Annotated in this window: 18 protein-coding genes and 1 pseudogene; 13 read left to right on the top strand and 6 right to left on the bottom strand. The window is 52.0% G+C overall.

Features of this window, described 5'->3' with window-relative positions; translation table 11 throughout:
* Positions 1-137: 137 nt before the first annotated feature.
* The 4 genes from M2401_RS23065 to M2401_RS23050 all read left to right on the top strand — a co-directional run bounded on the left by M2401_RS23065 (position 138) and on the right by M2401_RS23050 (position 6,198).
* Positions 138-1,232: an efflux RND transporter periplasmic adaptor subunit gene (locus M2401_RS23065; RefSeq protein ID WP_259106154.1), complete on the top strand. Its 1,095-nt coding sequence runs from the start codon at positions 138-140 to the stop codon at positions 1,230-1,232.
* Positions 1,229-4,345 (top strand): efflux RND transporter permease subunit, encoded by a 3,117-nt coding sequence (locus tag M2401_RS23060; RefSeq protein ID WP_259106153.1) that lies wholly within the window; start codon positions 1,229-1,231, stop codon positions 4,343-4,345. The genes M2401_RS23065 and M2401_RS23060 overlap by 4 nt, the downstream gene beginning before the upstream one ends.
* Positions 4,346-4,692: 347 nt before the next feature.
* Entirely contained in the window at positions 4,693-5,475 is a 783-nt protein-coding gene (locus tag M2401_RS23055; RefSeq protein ID WP_259106152.1) for a TetR/AcrR family transcriptional regulator, read from the top strand.
* A gap of 84 nt (positions 5,476-5,559) precedes the next feature.
* Positions 5,560-6,198: a TetR/AcrR family transcriptional regulator gene (locus tag M2401_RS23050; protein WP_259106151.1), complete on the top strand. Its 639-nt coding sequence runs from the start codon at positions 5,560-5,562 to the stop codon at positions 6,196-6,198.
* Positions 6,199-6,251: 53 nt separating this feature from the next.
* Here M2401_RS23050 and M2401_RS23045 read toward each other — a convergent pair whose 3' ends face one another.
* Positions 6,252-6,746, bottom strand: a complete 495-nt coding sequence (locus tag M2401_RS23045) for a DUF302 domain-containing protein (RefSeq protein WP_259106150.1) — start codon at positions 6,744-6,746, stop codon at positions 6,252-6,254.
* 82 nt (positions 6,747-6,828) lie between these two features.
* The gene (locus M2401_RS23040; protein ID WP_259106149.1) at positions 6,829-7,401 is read right to left on the bottom strand and encodes a TetR/AcrR family transcriptional regulator; all 573 of its coding nucleotides are present in this window, start codon (positions 7,399-7,401) and stop codon (positions 6,829-6,831) included.
* 422 nt (positions 7,402-7,823) lie between these two features.
* Here M2401_RS23040 and M2401_RS23035 point away from each other — a divergent pair, with 422 nt between their 5' ends.
* Positions 7,824-8,723: an SDR family oxidoreductase gene (locus M2401_RS23035; protein WP_259106148.1), complete on the top strand. Its 900-nt coding sequence runs from the start codon at positions 7,824-7,826 to the stop codon at positions 8,721-8,723.
* Between the two features lie 117 nt (positions 8,724-8,840).
* Here M2401_RS23035 and M2401_RS23030 read toward each other — a convergent pair whose 3' ends face one another.
* Together M2401_RS23030 and M2401_RS23025 are read right to left on the bottom strand one after the other, a co-directional pair.
* Entirely contained in the window at positions 8,841-9,092 is a 252-nt protein-coding gene (locus tag M2401_RS23030; RefSeq protein ID WP_259106147.1) for a DUF1652 domain-containing protein, read from the bottom strand.
* A 303-nt stretch (positions 9,093-9,395) separates the two neighbouring features.
* Positions 9,396-9,605, bottom strand: coding sequence for a hypothetical protein (locus M2401_RS23025; RefSeq protein WP_259106146.1), 210 nt, complete (start codon positions 9,603-9,605; stop codon positions 9,396-9,398).
* A 179-nt stretch (positions 9,606-9,784) separates the two neighbouring features.
* Between M2401_RS23025 and M2401_RS23020 the strand changes: the two genes are divergently transcribed.
* Positions 9,785-10,027: a hypothetical protein gene (locus tag M2401_RS23020; protein WP_259106145.1), complete on the top strand. Its 243-nt coding sequence runs from the start codon at positions 9,785-9,787 to the stop codon at positions 10,025-10,027.
* 649 nt (positions 10,028-10,676) lie between these two features.
* The gene (locus tag M2401_RS23015; protein WP_259106144.1) at positions 10,677-12,947 is read left to right on the top strand and encodes a patatin-like phospholipase family protein; all 2,271 of its coding nucleotides are present in this window, start codon (positions 10,677-10,679) and stop codon (positions 12,945-12,947) included.
* Positions 12,948-13,061: 114 nt separating this feature from the next.
* Here M2401_RS23015 and M2401_RS23010 read toward each other — a convergent pair whose 3' ends face one another.
* Positions 13,062-13,286, bottom strand: coding sequence for a hypothetical protein (locus M2401_RS23010; protein WP_259106143.1), 225 nt, complete (start codon positions 13,284-13,286; stop codon positions 13,062-13,064).
* Positions 13,287-13,697: 411 nt separating this feature from the next.
* Here M2401_RS23010 and M2401_RS23005 point away from each other — a divergent pair, with 411 nt between their 5' ends.
* From M2401_RS23005 to M2401_RS34700, 4 genes and pseudogenes are all read left to right on the top strand, one after another.
* Positions 13,698-14,039, top strand: coding sequence for a helix-turn-helix domain-containing protein (locus tag M2401_RS23005; protein ID WP_259106286.1), 342 nt, complete (start codon positions 13,698-13,700; stop codon positions 14,037-14,039).
* A 182-nt stretch (positions 14,040-14,221) separates the two neighbouring features.
* Positions 14,222-14,815, top strand: coding sequence for a TetR/AcrR family transcriptional regulator (locus M2401_RS23000; RefSeq protein WP_259106142.1), 594 nt, complete (start codon positions 14,222-14,224; stop codon positions 14,813-14,815).
* A 1,564-nt stretch (positions 14,816-16,379) separates the two neighbouring features.
* Positions 16,380-17,162, top strand: a pseudogene (locus M2401_RS34705) (MCP four helix bundle domain-containing protein); the annotation flags it as partial.
* On the top strand, positions 17,157-18,020 hold the full coding sequence (locus M2401_RS34700) for a methyl-accepting chemotaxis protein (RefSeq protein WP_409033972.1): 864 nt from the start codon (positions 17,157-17,159) through the stop codon (positions 18,018-18,020). The pseudogene M2401_RS34705 and the gene M2401_RS34700, both read left to right, overlap by 6 nt.
* Before the next feature lie 1,655 nt (positions 18,021-19,675).
* On the opposite strand, the gene urtA is transcribed toward M2401_RS34700, so the two are convergent.
* Positions 19,676-20,938, bottom strand: coding sequence for an urea ABC transporter substrate-binding protein (urtA, locus tag M2401_RS22990; protein WP_259106140.1), 1,263 nt, complete (start codon positions 20,936-20,938; stop codon positions 19,676-19,678).
* Positions 20,939-22,051: 1,113 nt separating this feature from the next.
* Here urtA and M2401_RS22985 point away from each other — a divergent pair.
* Both M2401_RS22985 and M2401_RS22980 read left to right on the top strand, forming a co-directional pair.
* Positions 22,052-23,026, top strand: coding sequence for a GTP-binding protein (locus tag M2401_RS22985; RefSeq protein WP_259106139.1), 975 nt, complete (start codon positions 22,052-22,054; stop codon positions 23,024-23,026).
* A gap of 54 nt (positions 23,027-23,080) precedes the next feature.
* On the top strand, positions 23,081-23,584 hold the full coding sequence (locus M2401_RS22980; protein WP_259106138.1) for a DUF1097 domain-containing protein: 504 nt from the start codon (positions 23,081-23,083) through the stop codon (positions 23,582-23,584).
* Positions 23,585-23,588 lie beyond the last annotated feature (4 nt).

The raw sequence follows: 23,588 nt of genomic DNA, 5'->3' as shown, positions 1-23,588 counted from the left end.
ACTCAAAACGGGAAAATGCCGAATAAACCGTATTTATGGATGGTAACCATCTATCACCAAAAAGAATAATGAGTTACGTATTTGCAAAAGCGTAAACAAAAACCAATAATGCGGGCCTGAATTATCTGGAGCTCGCCATGTCTCTACGCCCTGCTGCACTCTTCTCCCTAACCGTCGGCGCGTTATTTCTCGCGGGCTGTGGTCACCCACCCGAAAACGATCCACGGCTCGTAGATCCGGTGGTGGACACGGCAACTGCGCGGCCAGACATCTCATCAATACAGACCTTTACAGGCGTGGTTGCGGCGCGTGTACAAAGCGATCTGGGCTTTCGGGTATCCGGCAAAGTGATCCAGCGTCTGGTCGACGTGGGACAACGCGTACACAAAGGCCAACCCTTGATGCGCATTGATCCGATTGACTTGAATCTTGCGATTACCAACCAGAAAGGGGCTGTTGCATCCGCGAAAGCCAAGCTTGTCCAAGCGCAGGCGGATGAAGCGAGGTTGCGCAGCTTGGTCGCGGCTGGCGCGATCTCCGCGATGAGTTACGACCAGGCGGTATCGGCGCTCAGCAGCGCGAAGGCGCAGGTTGAGGCAGCACAAGCGCAAGCAGATGTGGCCAGCAATGCGAGCCAATACGCTGAGCTGAAAGCAGACGTAGACGGTTTGGTCGTCAGTACCGCTGCTGAACCTGGCCAGGTAGTTGCCGCAGGCCAGACGGTCGTCCAACTCGCCAAAGATGGCGCACGGGAAGCAGCAGTCGAATTGCCAGAGACTCTGCGTCCTGCATTAGAGTCTGTCGCCCAAGCGACTCTTTACGGCACTCAAACACAAAGCACATCCGCGAGGCTGCGTGAGCTTTCAGAAGCCGCAAACCCTGTCACCCGGACTTACTCTGCCCGCTATGTCTTGAGCGATCAGCTGAAAAGCGCACCACTGGGCGCTACGGTCAAGATAGCCATCCAGGCAAATCGAACGTCGGACAAGCCAGCCCTGACAGTGCCGTTGAGCGCACTGCGTAACAGCGGAGACGTCTACAGCGTATGGGTTGTCGACCATGCCTCCATGACAGTCCAAGAGCGTGCAGTGATCGTGCGTACCCTGGGCCTGGAAACGGCAACCGTTGCAGGCGACCTGAAAGCTGGCGAAACCGTGGTTGCCCTTGGCGCTCACCTGCTGCATCCCAATCAGAAGATCCGTCTAGGCAATGAACTGGCGGTGACACCATGAGCGCATTCAACCTTTCTGCCCTGGGTGTGCGCGAACGCTCGGTAACCCTTTTCCTGATCATCGCCATTACTCTCACAGGTTTCGTAGCGTTCATGAAACTGGGACGCGCGGAAGACCCCGCGTTTACAGTGAAGGTCATGACCGTGACGACGGTTTGGCCAGGTGCAACTGCTGAAGAAATGCAGAATCTGGTAGCAGAGCCGTTGGAGAAACGCCTGCAGGAACTCAAGTGGTACGACCGCGTTGAGACCATTACACGCCCCGGCCTGGCGCTGATGACCCTGACGCTCCTGGACGCCACTCCTCCGAAGCAAGTGCCCGATGAGTTTTATCAGGCTCGCAAGAAGTTGTTCGATGAGACACGCAAATTGCCATCTGGCGTCATGGGCCCCTACGTCAACGATGAATACTCGGATGTCTCATTCGCCCTTTATGCATTGAAAGCGCCAGGACTGCCCCATCGCTACCTGGCCCGCCAAGCCGAGGATGTGCGCCAGGACGTGCTGCAGGTTCCCGGCGTCAAGAAGGTCGATATCCTGGGTGAGCGCCCTGAGCGTATCTTCGTCGAGTTTTCCTACTCGCGGCTCGCTAACCTTGGAGTGAACGCGCAGGAAATTTTCGCCCAACTGCATAATCAGAACGCGATCACACCAGCAGGCTCTATCGAGACCAAAGGGCCTCAAGTCTTCGTTCGCCTGGATGGCGCGCTCGACGATCTCGATAAAATCCGCAACACCCCGATCGCGGCATCGCAAGGACGCACCCTCAAGCTGAGTGATGTCGCCGAGGTCAAAAGAGGCTATGAAGATCCGTCTACTTTCCTGATCCGTCATGATGGCGAAGAAGCCCTGGTGCTCAGTGTTGTTATGAAGGACGGCTGGAACGGCCTGGATCTAGGTAAATCACTGCAAGCCGAACAGCAGAAAATCTCGCAAAACCTGCCGCAAGGCATCAGCTTCAGCAAGATCACCGACCAGGCGGTAAACATTACCGAAGCTGTCGACGAATTCATGATCAAGTTCATCGTGGCCCTGGCAGTGGTGATGGTCGTGAGCCTCGTAAGTCTCGGCTGGCGCGTGGGTATCGTGGTGGCTGCCGCCGTGCCGCTAACATTGGCAGCTGTGCTGATCGTGATGCTGGCCACCGGGCGGGTATTCGACCGAATCACCCTGGGCGCCTTGATTCTAGGCTTGGGCCTTTTGGTGGATGACGCCATCATCGCCATCGAAATCATGGTGGTTAAGCTTGAAGAAGGCTATTCGCGAATCAACGCAGCCTCCTATGCATGGAGCCATACAGCGGCGCCCATGCTCGCGGGTACTTTAGTCACGGTCATTGGCCTGATGCCAGTGGGCTTTGCCCAATCGACTGCTGGTGAGTACGCGGGAAATATTTTCTGGATTGTGGGCTTTGCGCTGATCATTTCCTGGCTGGTAGCGGTGTTCTTCACACCTTATCTGGGCGTCAAGCTGCTGCCGGATATCAAGAAAATCGAAGGTGGCCACGAAAAAATCTATTCCACGCCTAACTTCCAACGCCTGCGCCGATTGATCAGCGCCGCAATACGCCATAAATACCTCGTGGCCGGGATAGTGTTTGGCCTGTTCGGCCTGGCAATCGTGGGTATGGGCTCGGTAAAACAACAATTCTTTCCTAGCTCCGACCGCCCGGAATTGTTGGTGGAAGTCCAACTACCCGAAGGCAGCTCCATCAACGCGACAAGCGCCGCCACCCAAAAAGTTGAAGCGTGGATCAGAACTCAACCCGAAGCAAAGATTGTCACCAGCTATATCGGCCAAGGCGCGCCGCGCTTCTTCCTGTCCTACAACCCGGAATTGCCTGACCCCTCATTCGCCAAGATCATCGTGCTGACCGACAGCGAGCAGGCGCGCGACAGCCTCAAGCTGCGCATGCGTGAGCAAGTGGAAAAACAACTGGCTCCAGAGGCTCGTGTTCGCGTGTCGCAACTGGTATTTGGCCCGTACACCCGCTTCCCGGTCGAGTTCCGCGTGATGGGCCCGGATGCCGGAAAACTGCGCGAAATTTCCCGGCAGGTGGCCGACGTCATGCGCAAGAATGTGAACATGCGCCAGGTCAATACCGACTGGAGCGAGAAGCAGCCAACCTTGCATTTTGTGCTGGATCAGGATCGCCTGAACGTGATTGGCCTGACATCCGCACAAGCGTCTGAACAACTACAATTCCTCCTGACCGGCACCGCTGTTACCCAGGTGCGTGAGGACATTCGCACCGTCGACGTCATGGCACGGACTCAAGGTGAAGAGCGGCTTGACCCTGCTCTTATCGAGAATATGACCCTAACCAGTAAAACCGGCCAGCTGATTCCAATTCGCCAGATAGGCCATGTGGAGATCCGCGCCGAGGATCCGATCCTTAAACGGCGCAACCGCATACCCACCATCACAGTTCGGGGCGACATTAACGAAGAAGCGCAACCTCCTCAGGTCTCGATGGAGGTCTACAACGAACTGCAACCCATCATCAGCGCCCTGCCGGCGGGATATCAGATCCAGATTGGTGGCAACATCGAGGAAGCACTCAAGGCCAACAACGCTCTGGCTCCGATATTCCCAATCATGCTGCTGTTTACCTTGATCGTGATCATCATTCAGGTTCGCAGCTTCGCCGCAATGACCATGGTGATTCTGACAGCGCCGTTGGGGCTGGTGGGTACTGTTCCGATCCTGCTGATCTTCCATCAGGCATTTGGCTTTAACGCCATCCTTGGGTTGATTGGTTTGTCCGGGATCCTGATGCGCAACACCTTGATCCTGATCGGCCAGATTCACACCAATGAAGCTGATGGACTGGATCCATATCACGCGGCGGTTGAGGCTACAGTGCAACGCGCGAGGCCAGTGATCCTCACGGCGATGGCGGCGGTACTGGCATTTATCCCACTAACGTTCTCGGTTTTCTGGGGATCAATGGCTTATACCCTAATCGGCGGCACAGCCGCAGGTACTGTCCTGACCTTGGTGTTCCTACCCGCCTTGTACGCGATCTGGTTCAAGATCAAGCCACCTAAGGCAGGCGACCCGCACAAAGCCATTGCACACACCAAGGCACCTACTGAAATCCCCGCCCCTTAAAACTCGCGAAATTGCTGGCAGAAGCCAGCAGCACGCCTCGGCGAGAACTTACTACCAGACGGTATGCGGATTTTTCTGCATCCCGCCTGGCCGTTATATATAGAAAGCAAACAACTATCACCAGTACGAATGAATGTGAAAGTTCCCTTTATGCCATTATCAATATGCCTGATATATCAGCCACCTATTTTTTTGATATTCACTCTTCCAGTCTTAGGAGCTAGCGAGTAGGCTTGAGACACCTGTGAGGCTGAGGCATTACCAGTATCAATAAAACACGTTATCAGCAATATTAATATCATGCCTTCTCAGCCAATCAAGCGCGCTACGTACCAGAATTGTGAAGCTTGAAGTACGATACACACTTCGCGTTTATCTTCTCGCCAGGAATTCATATTCCGCCGGAAGTTTCCGCTTACGCGGCAGAGTTAAAAAATATGGAACGCATGACTGAAACATATCGTTCAACTCCAGCAACGTCTCCAGAAGCAGGTTCAACGCGAGACGATGCGGAGTCGATCACATTGCCAACCTCCGGACAGCGTGGCCCCGCAACGCACGACCGGCGCTCTCAAATCATAAGCGTCGCCAATGACCTTTTCCGAGAGTTCGGCTACCGTAAAACCTCCGTGGCCGAGATCGGCAAGGCAATGGGCATCTCGACGGCGTACATATATCGATTTTTCAAGTCCAAGCAAGCCATTGGCGAAGCGATCTGCGCCCATACCCTTGAGCAAATGGATGAACGCCTGAGAGAAATACTCAGCCTTGAACTCTCACCCACCAAACGATTCAGGCTGTTCATGAGTACCGCTCTTACGCTGAGTTACGAGCTGCTGGTCGTTGAGCGCGAGGTAAATGAGGTGGTTGTCGAAGCCGTTGAAGGTGACTGGTGTACGGTGGCAGGCCATCACGCTCAGATTTATTCGATGCTGGAGCAAATCATTGACGAAGGTAGGCATAAGGGAGAGTTTGAGAAAAAAACCCCTTTGGATGAAGTCGTTGATGGCCTCGCGGAGCTTATCGTGCCATATATCAACCCTGCCTGCGTCTCCAAGCGTTCTTGGCATGAACTGCAAAAAGGGATGAGCGCAACCACCAATCTGGCACTGCGCAGCCTTGCGATCTGACGTGTGTAGCAGCGTAGATGAATGAAAGCCCTAAACAATTTCGGGTAGAATAACCAGCTAAGCCCTACTCTGCTTCGAAGGCATATGCACAGCGAATCTGATTCTGACGCCATCTTACTTCCGACATCCGGTCAACGCGGCCCCGCTGACCATGAGCGCCGCGCGCAGATCATAGACGTCGCAGACGATCTGTTCCGTAATTTCGGCTACCGCAAAAGCTCTGTCGCTGACATCAGCAAGGCGATGGGAATCTCCACGGCTTATATATACCGCTTTTTCAAATCGAAGCAGGCGATTGGGGAAGCCATCTGCGCGACAACACTTGAGCACATTGACGAACAGCTGCGGGCGATTGTCTCGCTGGAGATGTCCCCAACCAAGCGGCTCAGGCTGTTCATGCAAACCGCGCTCAAATTGAGCTACGAGCTTTTCGTAGTGGAGCGAGCGGTCAACGATGTGGTGATTGCTGCGGTCGAAGGCAACTGGTGTACGGTAACCGGTCACAAAGAACAGATGTACTCAATGCTGCAACGACTCATCACCGCTGGCCGACAAGCCGGGGAGTTCGAGAAAAAAACCCCTCTAGATGAAGTCACCGATGGACTGGCAGAAATTGTCTTGCTCTACACGAGCGCCCGTAGCATGGACGACCGATCTTGGGCCGCACTTGAAAACGGCATGAATGCGGCAACAAATCTGATACTGCGCAGCCTGGCACCATGAGCGAGCGCCAAGATCGCCCCTAGGGAATCACTCCAGAGGGGCTATTAGTCATATCAGCCTGCTACCTTTACGGCTAAAGCCTTCAGCTTCTCATCTAGGACCTGTGCAGCGGCAATCAATTCATCATTTCGCTCCACAACCATTAGCGACGATGGTTTTACATACATCAAGCTGCTCCTCCCACCAGGCTCCTCCACCAGCAAGAATTCCACAGGAGCAAAGAGACCTGCTCTGAGGTCAAGACTTAGCATTGTTATGGCTATAGTCGGGTTGCCCAGGATTACTCTCAGCGATCGGCGAAACGTACCGACCTTGGCCATCCAATCACCATGGTCGATCAGCCCGAACAACATGAATCCACTGGGGCCCGCATATCCTTCGACCTCTTCCCGATAGTCATCCCAAGTAGCATTTTTATCGGCAAGGGCTTTCAGATCCACTGGGCAGTCGCCAATGTCATTGAGCAAATCCAAGCGCAACTGCTCGTACGACTTTTCAGAGGAGAGATGGATACGCACTCCTTCAAAACCACGCTCGTCAATCTTCATCTGCATTACCTCCTTAAGAAATCCGATTAAATAACCATGGCGTAACCGAAATACGAAATCACTGCGGGCAAGCTGAAGTTCGTCATTTACTTTCGAGCAAGTTGCGGGTGGCTAAGGAGAGCACCTCATCGGACAATGCGCTTCCTTTGGCGATCCTCGACATCGTTAAAGCCCCCATCATCGTGCACATTGCCAGTACAGCTTGGCGCCTTCGCTCAGAAGATGCTTGCCCCTTTTGATACATAGCGAGGAAAGCAACAACGCATTCGAAACCTTCAACAGCCTGGGCTCGAACAGACTCATTACTCCTCGCCAGATCGCTACCCCAACCCGCGTATGGACAACCAGACTCCTCATCGCGGTGATCTACGCACAGGTAAGAATTGATAATGGCCTCATAAGCTACCAACGGTTCCGCATTAACCGAAGCTTCGGTCAAATGCGAAACTAACTCTTGCGAAGCCGCAGCGATTGATTCAGCGACCAGATGAGCCTTTGAATTAAAATGGCCATAGAACCCGCCGTTTGTGAGCCCCACCGCCGACATGATTCCCGCAAGGCTGCTGCCTTCGATACCCAAGCGTCGGAATTGGACGTGAGACGACTCAATGATTTTTTTTCTGGTCGTAGCTGATCTTCCCGCAGCTTTGTTCATTAAACCCACCTTTGCTGATCATCTGCATAAGGAATGATTAACAATATATTATAATCGTAATACCTTATGCAACGCATTATTAGCCAAAATCCCTGACTCCGAACACACAATTTTAATTACGCATTACTATCACCTGATTTAATTATCATCAAAACAAATAATCAACCAGGTTTTAAGGCACTTTTCGCCGAGCAAAAAAGGATCGTGCCTAACCGCTTATCTTATTCTTATCCGTGATACATCAAGCGACAGGCGTTGCAATCATTGAGCCCCTGCATTCACATTAGAAAATAAATTGAGTGCTGGTAAAGGGATCCTTAATTTTTAAAATCTTTAAATTGAACATTTTTATTCAAACGAATCTCCATTTCTGGGCACGTCGGCAAATCTTGGCCGATAACATCGCTGATGGAGATAGGAAAATGACAGGTCGCAATCAGTATTCAATGCAAAATCCCCTGACACAGTACCCTCGCCCCCCTTTCCCGGCACAAAAGCAAATGCCACCTGGTACAGGGAGCGAAATGAATCCCGTCCCTGATCACGGGGAGACTACCTATGTGGGTTCAGGAAGGCTGGCTGGCCGCAAAGTGCTCATTACCGGCGCAGACTCAGGAATAGGCAGAGCGACAGCCATAGCCTTTGCAAGAGAAGGTGCAGATATCGCGCTCAACTATCTCCCCGAAGAAGAAGCGGACGCTAACGAGGTCGTCGCATTAATCGCAGCGCAGGGCCGCAAAGCTATCCGGATCCCTGGCAACCTCAGAAGTGAATCGTTCTGCCAAGAACTGGTTAAAAGCGCACATGAGGGATTAGGTGGCTTGGACGTATTGGTGAACGTAGCAGGCAAGCAAATTGCTCAACAGAGCATTGCCGACATCACCACCGAGCAGTTTGACGACACGTTCAAAACGAACGTCTACGCACTCTTTTGGATATGTAAAGCAGCTTTACCACTTCTTCCCCCTGGGGCGACAATCATTAACACTGCATCAATCCAGGCTTATCAACCCTCAGAAAACCTGCTTGACTATGCACCGACAAAGTCTGCGATCGTCGCCTTCACCAAATCGTTAGCCAAGCAAGTTCTCAACAAGGGGATTCGGGTCAACGCTATTGCACCGGGGCCCATCTGGACACCGTTACAACCCAGCGGTGGCTGGCCGGAAGAACAAATCCCTGAGTTCGGTTCGCAAGTGCCTATGGGACGTCCCGGGCAGCCCGCTGAATGTGCTCCGATCTATGTAATGCTGGCGAGCCAAGAATCCAGCTACATCACTGGTGAGGTTTTCGGCGTAACCGGTGGCTATTTCCTACCTTAGTCGCAAGTAGTGATCGCACTGAGCTTTCACACCGAGCGTGACAAGTAATAAAAACCGCTGGCTGCGTTGCTGACGTGACCAGCGGGTTCTTCTCTTATGTCCAATGCTAGCTGCAAGTTAAGCTTGCAAGCGCTGCTGAATCGAGACCTGCCCCATCTTCATTTCCTCTTTAAGCTCGCCTACCAGGCCCGCGATAGCGCGACTGGTGGAGAATCTGCTGAAGTCGATACCAGTTACGGTAAATGCATTGATCTCTTCAACACTGCCAATCCGGATTGTCATGGTGTGATCGGGTTGGATGCTGCAAACACATTTTTTCGGCAAGAACGCGCTTTCAATGATGTGACGGAGTTCAAGGGTAGAGATCATTTCTGCGACTCATAAAATGTAGGCATCCTCTGGTAGAGGAATGCAAGATAGCCAATCACGCTACAACCTTTTGACGCCAAATTCACGTCATTCCCGACGAGCAACCGAGGCGTATTTCGTGCGAGGCGCGGCGTAGTGGTGCGCGATTGTGTATTTGCAATTTTTCGCCCTCCCGACCACGCAGAAGCCTTAGAGCAACTGATGACGACCGGGCGGATAGCAGTCCATCGACGATACTTTCCTCAAGCTCAGCCGCTTGGCTACCAACGTCGAAAACGGTGGTAGCCAGACATAGGGTTTCTACTAACTATTGGCAACCTTCAACGCTAACGCTTCAAGTTTGCGATCCAGAACGGTCGCAGCCTCCAGCAGAGGCTGATTCTCCTCAACAACCATAAGCGATGAGGGCTTCAAGTACATCAAACTGCTTCTGTCTCCTTCCTCCTCGATCAAAAGCAGCTCAACCGCAGCAAACGCGAACGCATGGCTGGATCGGAAAAAATTCTCCAGCATGAATATTTTTTCATCTAGCGCCTTGCAGTCCGTTTATCGGCCCCTATAATGGATTTCAAGCAGGCGTTCTGATTTCTCAGAAGTTTAATAAGTCGTCCTCATCGCCGATTACGGTGAGAGTTCGAGGGATCATGGCTGATAGGAAGTAGTTAGAAAATTTCCATACTAAGGGAATAGCCATGAGATACCTATTGATCCTCCTGATCAGCACCACTGCGGCATGCAGTCACGACTCTTTGTACTTTGGAAGTTACACGCGCGTGGGCATCGATGCTTCAGCGACAGGTGCAGGTATCGGTGTAAAAAACGCCGCGCTCAATATTGCACCACCGAAATCGACGGGGCAACTATACGATGTAATCGGCACCACAGACATGGATTTGGGTTATACGTACGCAGTCATCAAAGAGGAATTGCCATAGGTGACGCTGCTAACTGCGCAGCACAAAAAATTAAATCGACTCATGTCGATGCATTATCTGACGGGGGCAAAACCTCCGGAGCTGTGGTTTTCGGCGCCTATACATCTTGGGCGTTGCTTGATTTGAGCTGGGGAGACGCGACTAGCAAGGGCATACATTTAGGGTATAAGCGAGGCGTCGGAGTACGTGTTCCCGTACGCGAAGATAGCGTCGGTGCCGTGTACGCGAACACAATGCTTAATACCACCAACAAAGCGACGTTAGGCACGCCAAAGTCCGAATTCGGCGGCGTACGCTATTCCCAGACGTTTGCTACTGGTAAAGCTGCAATAATAAAAGCGTCGGGGCGCTCCGCCCAACTCAATGGCGGGGACAATTCTTATGCGGGCTGCGTGCAATAAATTCGCAAGCATAATGCTGTTAACATGGCTATTGTCTGGCTGCAGCTGGCACTATGTCGACAGTGCTGGCAATGAAAAAATCTTAGGCCTTTCAATTATTACACTAGCACAGCACAAGTGCACGCTTTCGGCCACAGTTACATCTGCTGGATTTACTTTGAATACGACACATGATTCTGGCGGGCTGAACTTGGGTTACAAGACTGTATCATCAGTTTATTTTAATCATGATGTATCAGGCTCATCAGATGACACTAGCCTACAGTTATTGTTCATCAAAAACAGCAATGGTGCTGGTTTCATTGAAAGCAATTGTCGAGCATTGTCACCAGCAGCGCAAAAGGAGATGTCGCACAATGGGGAACCCTCACGCTCTTGATATCGATCATCTTCACAATAAAGACTCGGGACGCCATGTATCATTATGTATAGTCGGCTGCTCAGTACTCGCAAGCTTGTCGGCCTGTTCGACATTTGATCAAGATAGAGAACGACTGGTCTCCCAAGGAAATTGGATCGGAGAGCACTCTTATTTTAAACCAGAGAAACTGAGTCAGAAATTCTCTGCTGAACGGCCTTCAGGTACTGCGCCTGTATTGGGGTTGGCACTGGCAGGGGGAGGTACAAAAGCGGCATCGTTTTCAATGGGCGTGTTACAGGGGCTGACTGAAACAGGGCTTATGGAAAAAGTGGATATTATCTCAAGTGTTTCTGGTGGCGGCTACGCTTCACTTTGGTATTTCCAATTGCGCCAGGCTCACCCCACCGAGCCGATGAGAGATTTTTTTTCGGATTGTCTTCCAAAAACTTACCAGGCCATGCTGCCAGCACCATTGGGCAACACCCCTCCGCCCTGCCCTGCGTCGGTTACAAACTATCCTGATGCATATGGTACCGATACCTGGCGATATCAAAATCAACTACGCGGCTACTCCGACCTATTCGCTCAAGATCGAAGCCCATTCTATAGGCATGCATTCGACTACAGAACCACAACTGAAGATAAACGAGTGAATGCGGATGTTGCTGTTATTGGTCTGCAAAGCATCGCGTTGGTACCGCTCAATCTTCTTATGAATGGAGTTTTCGACTGGGAGCGGGACGTCTCAATGTCTAGAGGGCGTTATGACTATGGCATCAATCGAACCTATGGTGCCGAGCCATACCGATTCACCGACTCAAGCCAGGCGTTAAACTATCGCCCTCAAGGTAATGTGCTCCAAAGTCAAGAATTATCCTTCACAGAGCTAGCGGCTCTACATGAGCAAGGCAAAGCTCCTTTATGGATCATCAATGCAACGGCCGGCGAAGATAGATCCCCGTGGGATTTCGCGCCCCAAAAAGATTTCGTCTTCAGTTCATTTGAGATCACGCCCTATGGGTCAGGCTCAGGTTTGTATGGATACCATAGGCAGCAGCTGCCGGAAATGACTCCTCTGCAGGCCGTATTCAACTCAGCTGCCTTTTTAGACACTCAGCAGAAGGTCGCAACTCAACCGCCGCTGAGAAATCTGGTGAATCTCGGGCTTGACGTGTCGACTTTTAGCTGGGGGAGTTCATACCGCAATACTTTTTCTAGTGCTAATACTGATGCTCGCTATGCGACGCACATGGCCCTTCCCTGGCCTCTATACTACGTACATCACTTTTCGCCAGATCCGGACAGCGTATTCGTGCATCTGTCAGACGGTGGTCAGTCTGAAAACCTTGGGGCTTACGCCTTAATCCGCCGCGGGGTGCCGAACATAATCATTTCTGACCATGCTCAAGATCGAAATGCCCAGCTAGGTGACCTCTGCCGACTGCAAAAAGAAATCAAAAAACAGGGACTGTATTTAAAAATACCCGGACTCAATGAGATGGAAACTGTTTGCTCAGATCCCCAAAAAGGATACGACCAGTTTCAATGGCAACATCCAGTCATGCTCGGGTGTATTACCAGTAACGGAGACGCCGCCGACACCTGCACAAAACCTGAGACCGATAACGACTCCGGCTACTTTGCACGGCTTTTCATCATCAAGCCCGCGCTAGCAAACCTTGAACTAAAAAATTCTATTCGAGCTTTCGGAACGTGCAAAAATAGCGAGGCTTGTAAAGCAGTGCTTGCGAAGGCGTGCATAGCTGATCCCGATAAAGCTCAAATCCAGACTACCACTCTCACGGGGCAACCGGAGCCCTGGCGGTACGAGCACCTCCCCTCCTGCGAGTTAATAGGCTTCATCAAAGTCAATGCTCAAGATAAAGGCATGGCGAGCGATGGCTGCGCACACTTTCCTCAGCATGCCACAGATATGATGACGCTAGATTCCTCACCTTGGATATACGGCGCAATGCGTGATCTTGGCTCCTATTATGCAAAGCAGATCAATACTCTCTTTATAAACGGCGAAGTCGACACAAGTAAATTCCAAGTCGTGCTGGATTATCAGAAATACTCGCGACTTGAGGCTAGATTCATCAGCGACCTTGAACATGCACACCAGCAAGGAGACTACCTGAAATGCCTGGCAATCTGATGACAAGTCTAAATTTAGATCAGATGGGCTGCCGACAATGGTAGCTTTCCTCTGGCCAGAGGCTCAGCTGATGGTGGCTTTCGTCACGATTTAGGTTTCGCAACCTTAGCCGCATCAGCAATGTTCACCCCCGTACCACAGGCCCAACCAGGCTGCGTACGGGGGCAGATCACTGGCCTTGATGACAGACTTGCCGATAGTGCTTACCGCAACGCTGAAACAGCGCTGCGTAAGCTGCACACCGATCACCGTTATCCAGGTTCCAGGTTCCAGGTTCCAGGTTTTGTCGATGATAATGTTACGGATCGTCTGCATTGTGGGAATCTGAACCTCTTTCACGACCACGTCTCCGTGAACAGCTGTGATAGCGCCACTGGCTCACAACCTTGGCTATAACCCTCAACTTTGACTGAGGGCTAGAGAACCCCAGCCATCAGTGCGGGGACTTTTCGTTGTATTTTTAAAAATACTGAGAAAATGATCAGCGCATTTTAATGCACTGCCACCCCCTCATTCGTGATGCTTTAGTGCATTATATTGCACTGCTGTTATGTTTGGAGGCGGGCATACGATGCGTTGGCAGGCAAGGCATCCAGTGAGGCGTATTTCGATGCCATGCGTTGCAAGGCCCAGTGCTTCCTCACTCTACTCGATCTAATCGTGAACATGCCGGATAGCGCTCGCAATGCGAAGAGTTTCCGTTCAATAATCTGGACTCGGCTTGACGGAAAGGGGGTTGATGTGAAAGAGATGACGCTAAAAGAGCGCAAAACCTACATTCAAGCAGTGGCCGCTGAGGTCGCCCAAGGGAAATTGACGCTCGGCGGCGCCGTTAAACGTCTTCGTGAAAATCTTCTAGGCGTGAATCAAGAGCGGTTCGCGGTGGCCTGCAAAATTTCAAAGCGGGCTCTGTCGCAGCTGGAGGTCGATCGCGGCAATCCGACCCTCGCGACCCTGGAAGCTGTATTTAAAAAGTTCGGTCTTACAATAAGCCTTGCTCACCTGAATCCGGCAGATCTCAACGCCGCAGCCGTCCTAAAAAGCAAGGCTGGCTTTGGCATTCCCTTCCCTTCTCCAAACAAACCGATTTAGGCACACTAGCCACCTGCCTGCGGAGGAGGGAATGTAGTGGCACAGTGCATCGTCTGTAGCAAACTCAAGCTAGCTCGTCCAGCCATGATCCCCTCGCGCGTCAGGCTCGTCCGTCGAATACCGCATTGCACACAACCGCTCCAATATTCAATAATAACCGTTCTTTTATCCTGGGATTGATTATGGGGCGTCATCGCGAATTCAGACTGGACGATGCTCTGGATGCTGCACTCCAAGTGTTTTGGAGCAAAGGCTATGAGGGCACATCCTTCACAGATTTGGTCAACGCTACAAACGTCGCTCGGCCAGGTCTGTACTCCGCGTTTGGTAATAAGGAAGCGCTATTTTACAAGGTGCTCGACCGTTACCAGGACAGACACCTTCGGTTCATGAGCGATGCATTGGAATTGCCAACTGCCAGCGAAGTCATAAAGGCGACGCTCTATGGATGCGCGAAAATACAGACGCAACCGTCTAATCCGAAGGGATGTTTGGTTGTTAACAGTGCGATCGTCAGCTCAGATGAAGGTGAAGCGATCCGCTATGAGTTAGCAAAACGACGCGACCAGTGCGAGTCCGCACTCAAAGCCCGTTTGCAGCGCGCCAAGACAGCTGGTGATCTGGATGAAGACTACAAGCCCGCAGACCTCGCAAGATATGTCATGACCGTCGTCCAAGGCATGTCAATTCAGGCGAAAGCGGGCGCAAGCCGGAAACAACTTCTGGCGGTAGCTGACTTCTCGCTTCGCGGCTTGAGCGCGAGTCTGACTGTATAGCTATGAAAAGAGTTGTCATTCGACTCCTTTCGGGGTGACGTAGTACGGTACTGCGGGATTCCCGATGACCGGTTCGCTTTATATACTTAAGAAACAGCGCTAGGGGGCGTCGTCCTCGATACCGAACTCGATAGCACGCCGCGCGTGCCGCTCATGGTTGCCGGCAAAAAGACATACACCGTCAATCTTCTCCACGACAAAACTCGACTAGTCAGTGGGCGCACCTGATCGCTTGCTCACAATTACCTCCATACCCAGCTTTCTGCGCTACGTCTCTCAAAGGTCGCACTCGCAGGTGTTTTCGCTTTCTCGGGCAGGCATCAATGCCCTATGACAAAGCCGCTTCCTCTAAATCTTGATGCAGTACCGACCATGTGATTTATAGCCGGCCGGGCAAATCCCCTCCTTGGGAATAACCTTCCTTGATGCAACCGTCACTGCGACGCAATATTTTCCTTCCTCAACCCATCCAGGCGGACACGTACCATGTTTGAGTATCGCAACACGTGTATCACTCGACATAGGAACGCACATATCGCCGTCAGATGTGTATCCCGATGGGCATGAGCCGCGTTTCGGGATGGGCCTTGCAACACTCATTTCGGGTTCCCTATATCCATCGACGTTGGTGAATCAGGCAGAAAAGGCGTACACCCCATGGACAGAAAAGATTTTCACCCATGCCCCTATCTGCCGTTTCCGCCATCTCGACACCTCAAAAAATCGTGCCGCGAATTTTCATACGCACCTTACTCACCTGAGAGCGCATCACTCGCCCAGAACTCACTTGGGTTAGCGGCTCTAGACTAAAACTCAGAGATTCAAGATCGGCATGCAAGGACTGCTCTCTTGGTGCTGGGTTGAAGACAGGTCACTCAAGCCCGCCTGGCTTATATTTCAGTAACGATCGGTTCTATAGGCGATACACTAGAGGCAAGAATCCACTCTGGTCAACAGAATTGGGGGTGAAGAAGAATAAATGCGTAATGCCTGTGGCTGAAACGGTCTCAACCATAATTTCCAGACATTCCAGTGGATAAATTGGCGATGTCGATGATGAAAAAAGAGCTTGGGATTGACATTGCGGGCCGAGAATCATGTATGCGCCAGCTTAGGCACATCCTTGGCGCGTCAGAAAAAAATCACTAAACCACCCACCAAATGTACGGCTCGGCGAAGAGAAACTCTTGGTCAAGAGGTGGGCTCATCATTCCTGATGGATCTCGGACTGAGGTAATTATTTTTTTCAGTACCGAAAGGTATCTATAAAATATAAATCTATATTTTTTATAGTGGTAGTAGACGGCCAGCTCGAACACGACCAGAAATAGATACTATCTAATTGATTTATAACGATATTATTATTTTTTAACCGCTCTCAATTCCCTATAAAAAATATCGCTATTGATACCTTTTGGTATAGAAAAATTATTCGAAGACCCGATTTTTAAAACTATTTTTCTGCTTACGCATCAAGACGTCTCAAGCTTCGCCGATAGGTAAATCGCAAGCGGCCGTGATGGCCATCGCCTCTTGCCCCCTCCCTCATTCAGAGCGCCCATAAATGTCTTGGATCACAAATCTGAAGCTCAAAGTAAAACTGCTGTCTGCATTTGGCCTGTGCGCTGTGATAACCATAGTGGTAGGTGTGTTAGGACAATCCGGGATCACGAGGCTGTATGCCCTGTTTCAAGACTCCATAGACAACAATCTTTTTTGCATCACCAAAGTGGACGCCGTAAAGGCGAACGTAACATCCACCAACCGCGACCTGTTCGCTGTTTTAGGGCTGGCAAGCAGCAAAATAGGACAGGAACAAATCTCATCTTCAATTCAGTCGCTAAAGGAGAGCGCGGATCAGGTAATGGTCGACTTCAAGGCTTATCGCACCGCACCGCTGGATGATGATGAGCGGGTAGCAGGGGATGCATTTTTGGTCGACTGGCCCATTTACGTCAGTAACATGGACGCTGGCCTGGCGCTTATCAAAGCAGGTAATTACGAACAAGCCGGAAAATTCATCGTCAATGACGTCACTTCAAACTACCGCAAAATCATGAGCGAGCTGAAGATCATCACGGAGTCCAACTCTCGGCAAGCGGCGGAGTCGGCGGCTGACGGAATCGCAACCAACGATCATGTCACCCTGGTGCTGATCATCGGTTCACTGCTGGCATTGATCTGCGCAGCAGTCCTAGGGTTGGTCGTTACACGCATGATCACTCAACCTATCTACAAGTCTGTAGAAAGTGCGTCACGTGTTGCCCGCGGCGACTTGACCCAAGTAATCGTGGCCCATAGCGACGATGAAACCGGGCAATTACTCAAAGCGCTTGCCAACATGCAAAGCAATCTGAAAACCACTGTCCAACAAATCGCCGATGCTTCAAATCAGCTCGCCTCTGCTGCAGAGGAGCTGACCGTTGTCACCGATGACAGCACGCGCGGCTTGATACGTCAAAATGGCGAAATCCAGCAAGCCGCCACGGCGGTGAACGAAATGACCGCGGCGGTAGAGGAGGTGGCGCGCAATGCAGCAAGTGCCTCAGAGGTGTCGAGTCAAGCCGCTGAAGATGCAATGAAAGGGCAAGATCAGGTGCAGCAGGCGGTCAAGTCGATGAACACGATGGCCCTGGAGATTAACGACTCGACGGAGCTAGTCGGCGCACTGGCAAGCCAGATTCGGGATGTCTCGCAAGTACTGGATGTTATCCGAGGAATTGCGGAGCAGACGAATCTATTAGCACTTAACGCAGCCATCGAAGCCGCTCGCGCAGGTGAACAAGGCCGAGGTTTCGCCGTCGTAGCAGATGAGGTGCGCGCCCTTGCACACCGCACCCAAGTGTCGACTGGTGAGATCGAAGGAATGATTAGCACTGTACGAAACGGTGCTGAGGAGGCTGTAAAGGCTATGGCGAAGAGCCAAGCTCTCGCGGTCAGTACCCAGTCCCTCGCAACCGAAGCTGGCTTGGCGCTTGAGCGGATAAGCAACAGTGTCAGTCAGGTCAACGAGAAAAACCTCGTTATCGCCAGCGCAGCTGAGGAGCAAGCCCAGGTTGCCCGGGAGGTTGACCGCAACCTGGTAAATATTCAGGACTTGTCGACGCAGACTTCCGCGGGTGCTAACCAAACCAGCGCGTCCAGCCAAGAGCTTTCGCGGCTCGCGGTATCATTCAATGCGATGGTGGGGAAATTCACGTTGTGATTTACGTGAGCAGGTAGTGCTGACAGCTTGCTTGCGGAGACTTGTAAACTCTAGCCAAAATCTCTCGCATTTGGTCAGAGGGTCTGGACACCTGGATCTCATACCTGATTGCAAACACGCTATTTGAAAGAGGTGACTCTCGGCCGGCCAGCAGCGTGGTCGAGTTGAGACTCTAACGCTTTGTGATCCGGCCAAAAACACTAAAAGGGCTATAACTAGAACGGCCTATAAACCAGGGTGGGGCGTTGAGTATATCGCCCCTACCCCACCGGCCCTAAGCACGACGCGTGCCCCTCAGGATGGATCAAAGAGAATCTTTCCGGGATCAAAGTTTCGGCTTTGAAGCTCCGGCGAGAGACGAAATGAACGCGAAAATCGTCCGTCGACTGTCACGGAGTGGAAGGAATATTCCATATCCTAGTGCCGATGATCGCGTCGGCATCTGGAGAAAGTTGCAGGCGCACGAAGGTGCTAGTAGGAAAATCGTAAGCCTCAACCTACCGCATAGAGACGAGCTTTTAGGTTCAGTGATTCAGCGCTGCCTGGGACAGGCCGAATCGTCAGCCACTTGGCAAATATGTCTAAAGCACAGCGCGACACCGGTTCATCAGAAAAAATGCCGGGAACGACTTCGTGGTTTGACAGGATAATGGACATGGGATTCGGGGAGTTAGCTGGGCCTCTCCTCAGGCATAACGCAGAGAAATGCGCTGAGCTCACTACAAGCAGGTGAACCTGCTCACTGCAATTGTTAGAACCTCCAGGCCACAACGCGAGTGAGAATCATGCCCGGCTCAAACGAACGTAAGGCGACGTAGTTTCGCCGAGAACCGACGAAACACACAGCATTTGCTATCCGTTGATCACCCAGATGAGAGACAAAGAAAAGCCCGCGATGGGGAGCGGGCTTATACTTCTTACGTAAGCAGGCTCAACCTACCGAGTCGAGCGTGAAAAAAACGTGAAGAGCGCTTACGGAGCAGCCACCGATACACCTGCGACGATAGAGGAATACCTCGTGCCAAGGACTTCTTGAATTGCACTCTGCGAAAGCTGACAAGACGCTTCAAGCGATAGGACTGTATTTACCCACAAGGTCGTGTGGACATCTGTAGGCAGCTCCACGGGAGACTGTAATCTAGACCGGAGATGACTGACCTCCGCCGCAACGAAACGTATTGAGGAAATGGCACCGAGGCATATGACTACCATGCCTAACGTGAACACCACCCTGACCGACCTAAACTGCATCGTGCTGCCCTCCCCCTATCGATACCTTGCCCCTAACCTCAGCGTTTTTAAATCAAAAGCTTCGGTAATAGCCCGCACGCGCTGAGTTTTATCGGCCGACAGCTACGCCCTGCTTATCACGCAACTACTGGTCTCGCAGCAATTTTAGCTTCCCCTTGGCTCGCAATATCTTGATGGTTCGACTCAAATTTAGCTGAGATCGGAATACCGCACGCTACAGCATAGCCATCAGACAAAAATACCAGGATCAGCCGCTAAACCTCACAAAAAATGAAAGAGCACTAGATTTGACGCGATGGCTACGTTTGATAGTCGAGTGCTGGAGCACTGAACATTTTGAGTTGGAAAGAGGGGCGCTTCCGGACTGCGCAGGAAGCTCCCTCTGTTTACCTGCCGAGCTCTTACTACCCTTTTACCGGATAGTCAGGTTTCTTGTCGTTCCCTGGAATAAAGGGGCTCCAAGGTTGGGCGCGAATTGGCTCCTTGGTTTTCCATACGACGTTGAACTGACCGTCTGCCTTGATCTCGCCAATCATCACCGGCTTGTGGAGATGATGGTTGGTCTTGTCCATGGTCAGGGTAAAGCCCGACGGCGCGGCGAAGGTTTGACCGGCCATGGCGTCACGCACTTTATCCGCGTCCGTTGACTTGGCTTTCTCGACTGCTTGAGCCCACATGTGAATGCCTACATAGGTAGCTTCCATCGGGTCGTTGGTTACCGCCTTGTCGGCGTTCGGCAGGTTGTGTGCCTTGGCGTAGGCTTTCCAATCAGCGACGAACTTGGTGTTGACCGGGTTCTTCACGGACTCGAAGTAATTCCAAGCCGCCAGGTTTCCTACCAGTGGTTTCGTGTCGACGCCGCGCAACTCTTCTTCACCAACCGAGAACGCCACCACAGGTACGTCGGTGGCTTTAAGACCCTGATTACCGAGTTCCTTATAGAACGGCACGTTGGAATCGCCGTTGACGGTGGAGATCACAGCAGTTTTGCCGCCTGCGGAGAACTTCTTGATGTTGGACACAATGGTCTGGTAATCAGCATGGCCGAACGGGGTGTAGACCTCTTCGATATCGCTGTCCTTCACCCCTTTGGAGTGCAAGAACGAACGCAGAATCTTGTTGGTAGTGCGCGGGTAGACGTAGTCGGTGCCCAGCAGGAAAAAGCGCTTGGCCGCCCCGCCGTCATCGCTCAATAAGTACTCAACGGTAGGGATCGCCTGCTGATTAGGGGCCGCGCCGGTGTAGAACACATTCGGCGACATCTCCTCCCCTTCGTACTGCAACGGATAAAACAACAAGCTGTTTAACTCTTCAAAGACTGGCAGAACTGACTTGCGCGATACCGATGTCCAGCAGCCAAAAACTACGGCCACCTTGTCCTGGGTGATCAACTGGCGCGCTTTTTCAGCGAATAACGGCCAATTGGACGCCGGATCGACGACCACTGGCTCCAGCATTTTGCCGTTTACGCCGCCCTTGGCATTGATCTCATCAATGGTCATCAGCGCCATGTCTTTGAGAGACGTCTCGGAGATGGCCATGGTGCCGGAAAGAGAATGCAGGATGCCAACCTTGATGGTCTCAGCAGCCTGCACCGCCCAGGTGAGCCCCATCGCTGAGATAAATGCCGTTGCCGTAAAAGCCTTGATCAAACTACGACGCTTCATTGATACCTGCTCCATATTTTAAATAATTGTGAATGGTCGATCGAGACAGCCGGGCAGTCGAATCGAAGGGTTGCTCTGTCACCTCGTTGCCAGGGCACTGAGGTGCGCCAAGTGCCGCCTGCGCGAGAAATTTATGCGTACTTTTTATTAATGCGGCTTAGTGACACTTGAGCTCATCGCAAGGAATGTTCCGCTTTCGCAGGCATGGCCTGAAAAGCAGTCATTACGGCTCACCGATACCAACCAGCGGGCCACATTGGTAAAAACCGTCTGTAGGGGACGCGATCAAAAATAGCGCCGACCGGAATTTTGTAAGCGTGCGCACTGCATGAGTGCCTGGATGACATTGAATATCCGCCTATGGCATCCAAACGATCGGCTCCGGCGTATCCATTTATGTTCAGGAGCCTCGCAGGCAGACCCATCGTTAGGCGTGCTCTATACAATCCTCGAATGAGCCCAGCGGAAAAGCACGGTCATATCATTATTTCGATAACACTTGCAGCCGCCGCAACTATCACTGTTTATGATAATTAACGAGCAATTGCCTTCGGCAATCAACTTGTATCCTGCGGCACGCATGCCCGCGCAAACTTTCCGGTTTTCACATCGCTACAGCCAGCATTCACCAGCCGAACCAAATCCATCGCTAGTCGGCTGTCAAAACCACATTAAGGGCTGACCCAGGCAAAGATTTATCCATGAACAAACCGGCGCGTTCAGCCAGGAGTGAGCGTCGGACGGAACCAAGCGAGCGACCGTTAACCTCATGAAATGAGCACTGAATTAAGTTCATCATCCAATTTCAAGAGGCTTCAGGAAGCGCTGAGCCACGAAAACGGGGGCTTCCACCACTCGGACACTTCAGCCATTTTGGAGCGCAACGCCCCACTACGGTGCAACGCACCTGCCAAGCAGCTACGCGTCTGCAAATACAAAAGATCGCAAAGTGTCCTGTATGGTCGATTCACTCAAATAAGGACGTCCTTATTGACCAAATGTGACAATAAAAAGGTACGTGAGGACAAGCCTCGAAAGATGGCCTTGTTATCGCAATGCAGTGTCGAGGCTGATGGAACAGCAACGAAACCTACTGCATAACGGTGCATAAAAATGTCAGCTTCGAAAATTCCCGTAACAGTCATCTCAGGCTTTCTTGGCGCTGGCAAGACCACACTGGTCAACCATCTGCTTAGTCAAAACCAGCATTACAAAATCGGCGTGGTCGTCAACGAATTCGGCGAAGTGGGTATCGACGGACAGTTGATTGTCTCCGAGCAGGAGGCGCTGATCGAGATCAACAACGGCTGCGTGTGCTGCACGGTGCGCGCTGACCTCGTAGCCAGTGTCAAGGAGATGCTTGAGCTTGCGGGTCACCGTCTTGATCGCCTGATCATCGAAACCTCTGGCTTGGCCGATCCTGCACCGGTGTTGCAAACATTCCTCGCAGATCCGGATCTACGCACACGGGTCGAGCTGGAGTCAGTGGTAACAGTGATTGATGCCTTGCATCTGAGCGGCCAATTAAGTGACGAGATCGTTCGCGAGCAGATTGCATTCGCTGACACTCTGATCCTCAACAAGACCGATCTGGTTAGCCAAGACACATTGGCAAGCATTCGCAACCAAGTTCGTTTGATCAACCGCACCGCAACTGTGGTGCAGACGAATCACTCACAAGTAGCAGCCGGGGCCTTACTCGGAACCAAACGTTTCTCCCTGCCAAACCTGCTGATGATCGAGCCAGACATCCTTGAGGACGAAGGCCACGATCACGAGCACGACGCCTCAATATCGTCATGCTCTGTGATTACGTCCGGAGCGCTTGATCCAGACCGATTCAACCGCTGGATCAACCAACTGGTCAATGATCAGGGTCAGCGCCTGATGCGCATGAAAGGCCTGCTCCATTTTTTCAGCGAGGCCCGGCGCTTCCACTTCCACAGCGTGCACATGCTGCTGGAGGCAATGCCTGGCCGTCGCTGGGAAGAAAGCGAGATTCGTGACAACCGTTTTGTGTTCATTGGTCGTGATCTGGACAGCGAGCAGCTGCGCCAAGGCTTTCTCGACTGCCTGCACACCGCTTGAGCTTTTTTTAAAACCTGCCCAACAAAACGCCCCACAAACGACAGGAAAAACCTCATGAAAAAGCAAGAAGCCTACACCGTCAGCATCGGTTTGCTCGCTGTACTCGACACCTATCTCACCGCCACAGTTTGGCATGTCCCGGTGTGGGTCACGTTCATTGCGTGGGCCTCGTTTTTCATCGTTGGCGGCGGCAAGGCTGGGTTCGTGCGTAGCGTGGCTTCGAACCTTACCGGTCTTGTGATCAGCTCGTTGGTATTGCTGGGCATCGCTACGGTCAGCGAAGCGCCATTCTTCATTGCAATCGCGGTAGGCGCTGGTAGTGCTCTGATGGTTCAGGCTTCCAAGGTGCCTCTTCTGAGCATTCTACCGGCGATTGTATGGGGTTTTGCCTCGACCGTTGGCACGACGGCTGTGGGCGGCAAACCCATGACGACTCCAGGTTTGGAGAATCCTGCGCTGATCGCAGCGGGCGCATTGATTACCGGCGCGGTCTTTGGTTACGTCTCTGAATGGCTGGGAGACGCATTAACCAGCAAACCCCGCGCTCAGTTGGCCTGACTCC

Origin of the sequence: Pseudomonas sp. JUb42 (assembly GCF_024807945.1) — a bacterium.
Classification (GTDB): domain Bacteria; phylum Pseudomonadota; class Gammaproteobacteria; order Pseudomonadales; family Pseudomonadaceae; genus Aquipseudomonas.
This window is presented reverse-complemented; position numbering and strand designations above follow the sequence as displayed.

What these genes read in the sequence shown, in the direction of transcription:
- M2401_RS34700 (WP_409033972.1), top strand. Translation starts at nt 17,157, where the DNA reads ATGCAAAGCAATCTGAAAACCACTGTCCAACAAATCGCCGATGCTTCA.
- M2401_RS22985 (WP_259106139.1), top strand. Translation starts at nt 22,052, where the DNA reads ATGTCAGCTTCGAAAATTCCCGTAACAGTCATCTCAGGCTTTCTTGGC.
- M2401_RS23015 (WP_259106144.1), top strand. Translation starts at nt 10,677, where the DNA reads ATGACACTAGCCTACAGTTATTGTTCATCAAAAACAGCAATGGTGCTG.
- M2401_RS23065 (WP_259106154.1), top strand. Translation starts at nt 138, where the DNA reads ATGTCTCTACGCCCTGCTGCACTCTTCTCCCTAACCGTCGGCGCGTTA.
- M2401_RS23025 (WP_259106146.1), bottom strand. Translation starts at nt 9,605, where the DNA reads ATGCTGGAGAATTTTTTCCGATCCAGCCATGCGTTCGCGTTTGCTGCG.
- M2401_RS23005 (WP_259106286.1), top strand. Translation starts at nt 13,698, where the DNA reads ATGACGCTAAAAGAGCGCAAAACCTACATTCAAGCAGTGGCCGCTGAG.
- M2401_RS22980 (WP_259106138.1), top strand. Translation starts at nt 23,081, where the DNA reads ATGAAAAAGCAAGAAGCCTACACCGTCAGCATCGGTTTGCTCGCTGTA.
- M2401_RS23035 (WP_259106148.1), top strand. Translation starts at nt 7,824, where the DNA reads ATGACAGGTCGCAATCAGTATTCAATGCAAAATCCCCTGACACAGTAC.
- M2401_RS23050 (WP_259106151.1), top strand. Translation starts at nt 5,560, where the DNA reads ATGCACAGCGAATCTGATTCTGACGCCATCTTACTTCCGACATCCGGT.
- M2401_RS23000 (WP_259106142.1), top strand. Translation starts at nt 14,222, where the DNA reads ATGGGGCGTCATCGCGAATTCAGACTGGACGATGCTCTGGATGCTGCA.
- M2401_RS23060 (WP_259106153.1), top strand. Translation starts at nt 1,229, where the DNA reads ATGAGCGCATTCAACCTTTCTGCCCTGGGTGTGCGCGAACGCTCGGTA.
- M2401_RS23040 (WP_259106149.1), bottom strand. Translation starts at nt 7,401, where the DNA reads ATGAACAAAGCTGCGGGAAGATCAGCTACGACCAGAAAAAAAATCATT.
- M2401_RS23030 (WP_259106147.1), bottom strand. Translation starts at nt 9,092, where the DNA reads ATGATCTCTACCCTTGAACTCCGTCACATCATTGAAAGCGCGTTCTTG.
- M2401_RS23020 (WP_259106145.1), top strand. Translation starts at nt 9,785, where the DNA reads ATGAGATACCTATTGATCCTCCTGATCAGCACCACTGCGGCATGCAGT.
- M2401_RS23045 (WP_259106150.1), bottom strand. Translation starts at nt 6,746, where the DNA reads ATGAAGATTGACGAGCGTGGTTTTGAAGGAGTGCGTATCCATCTCTCC.
- urtA (WP_259106140.1), bottom strand. Translation starts at nt 20,938, where the DNA reads ATGAAGCGTCGTAGTTTGATCAAGGCTTTTACGGCAACGGCATTTATC.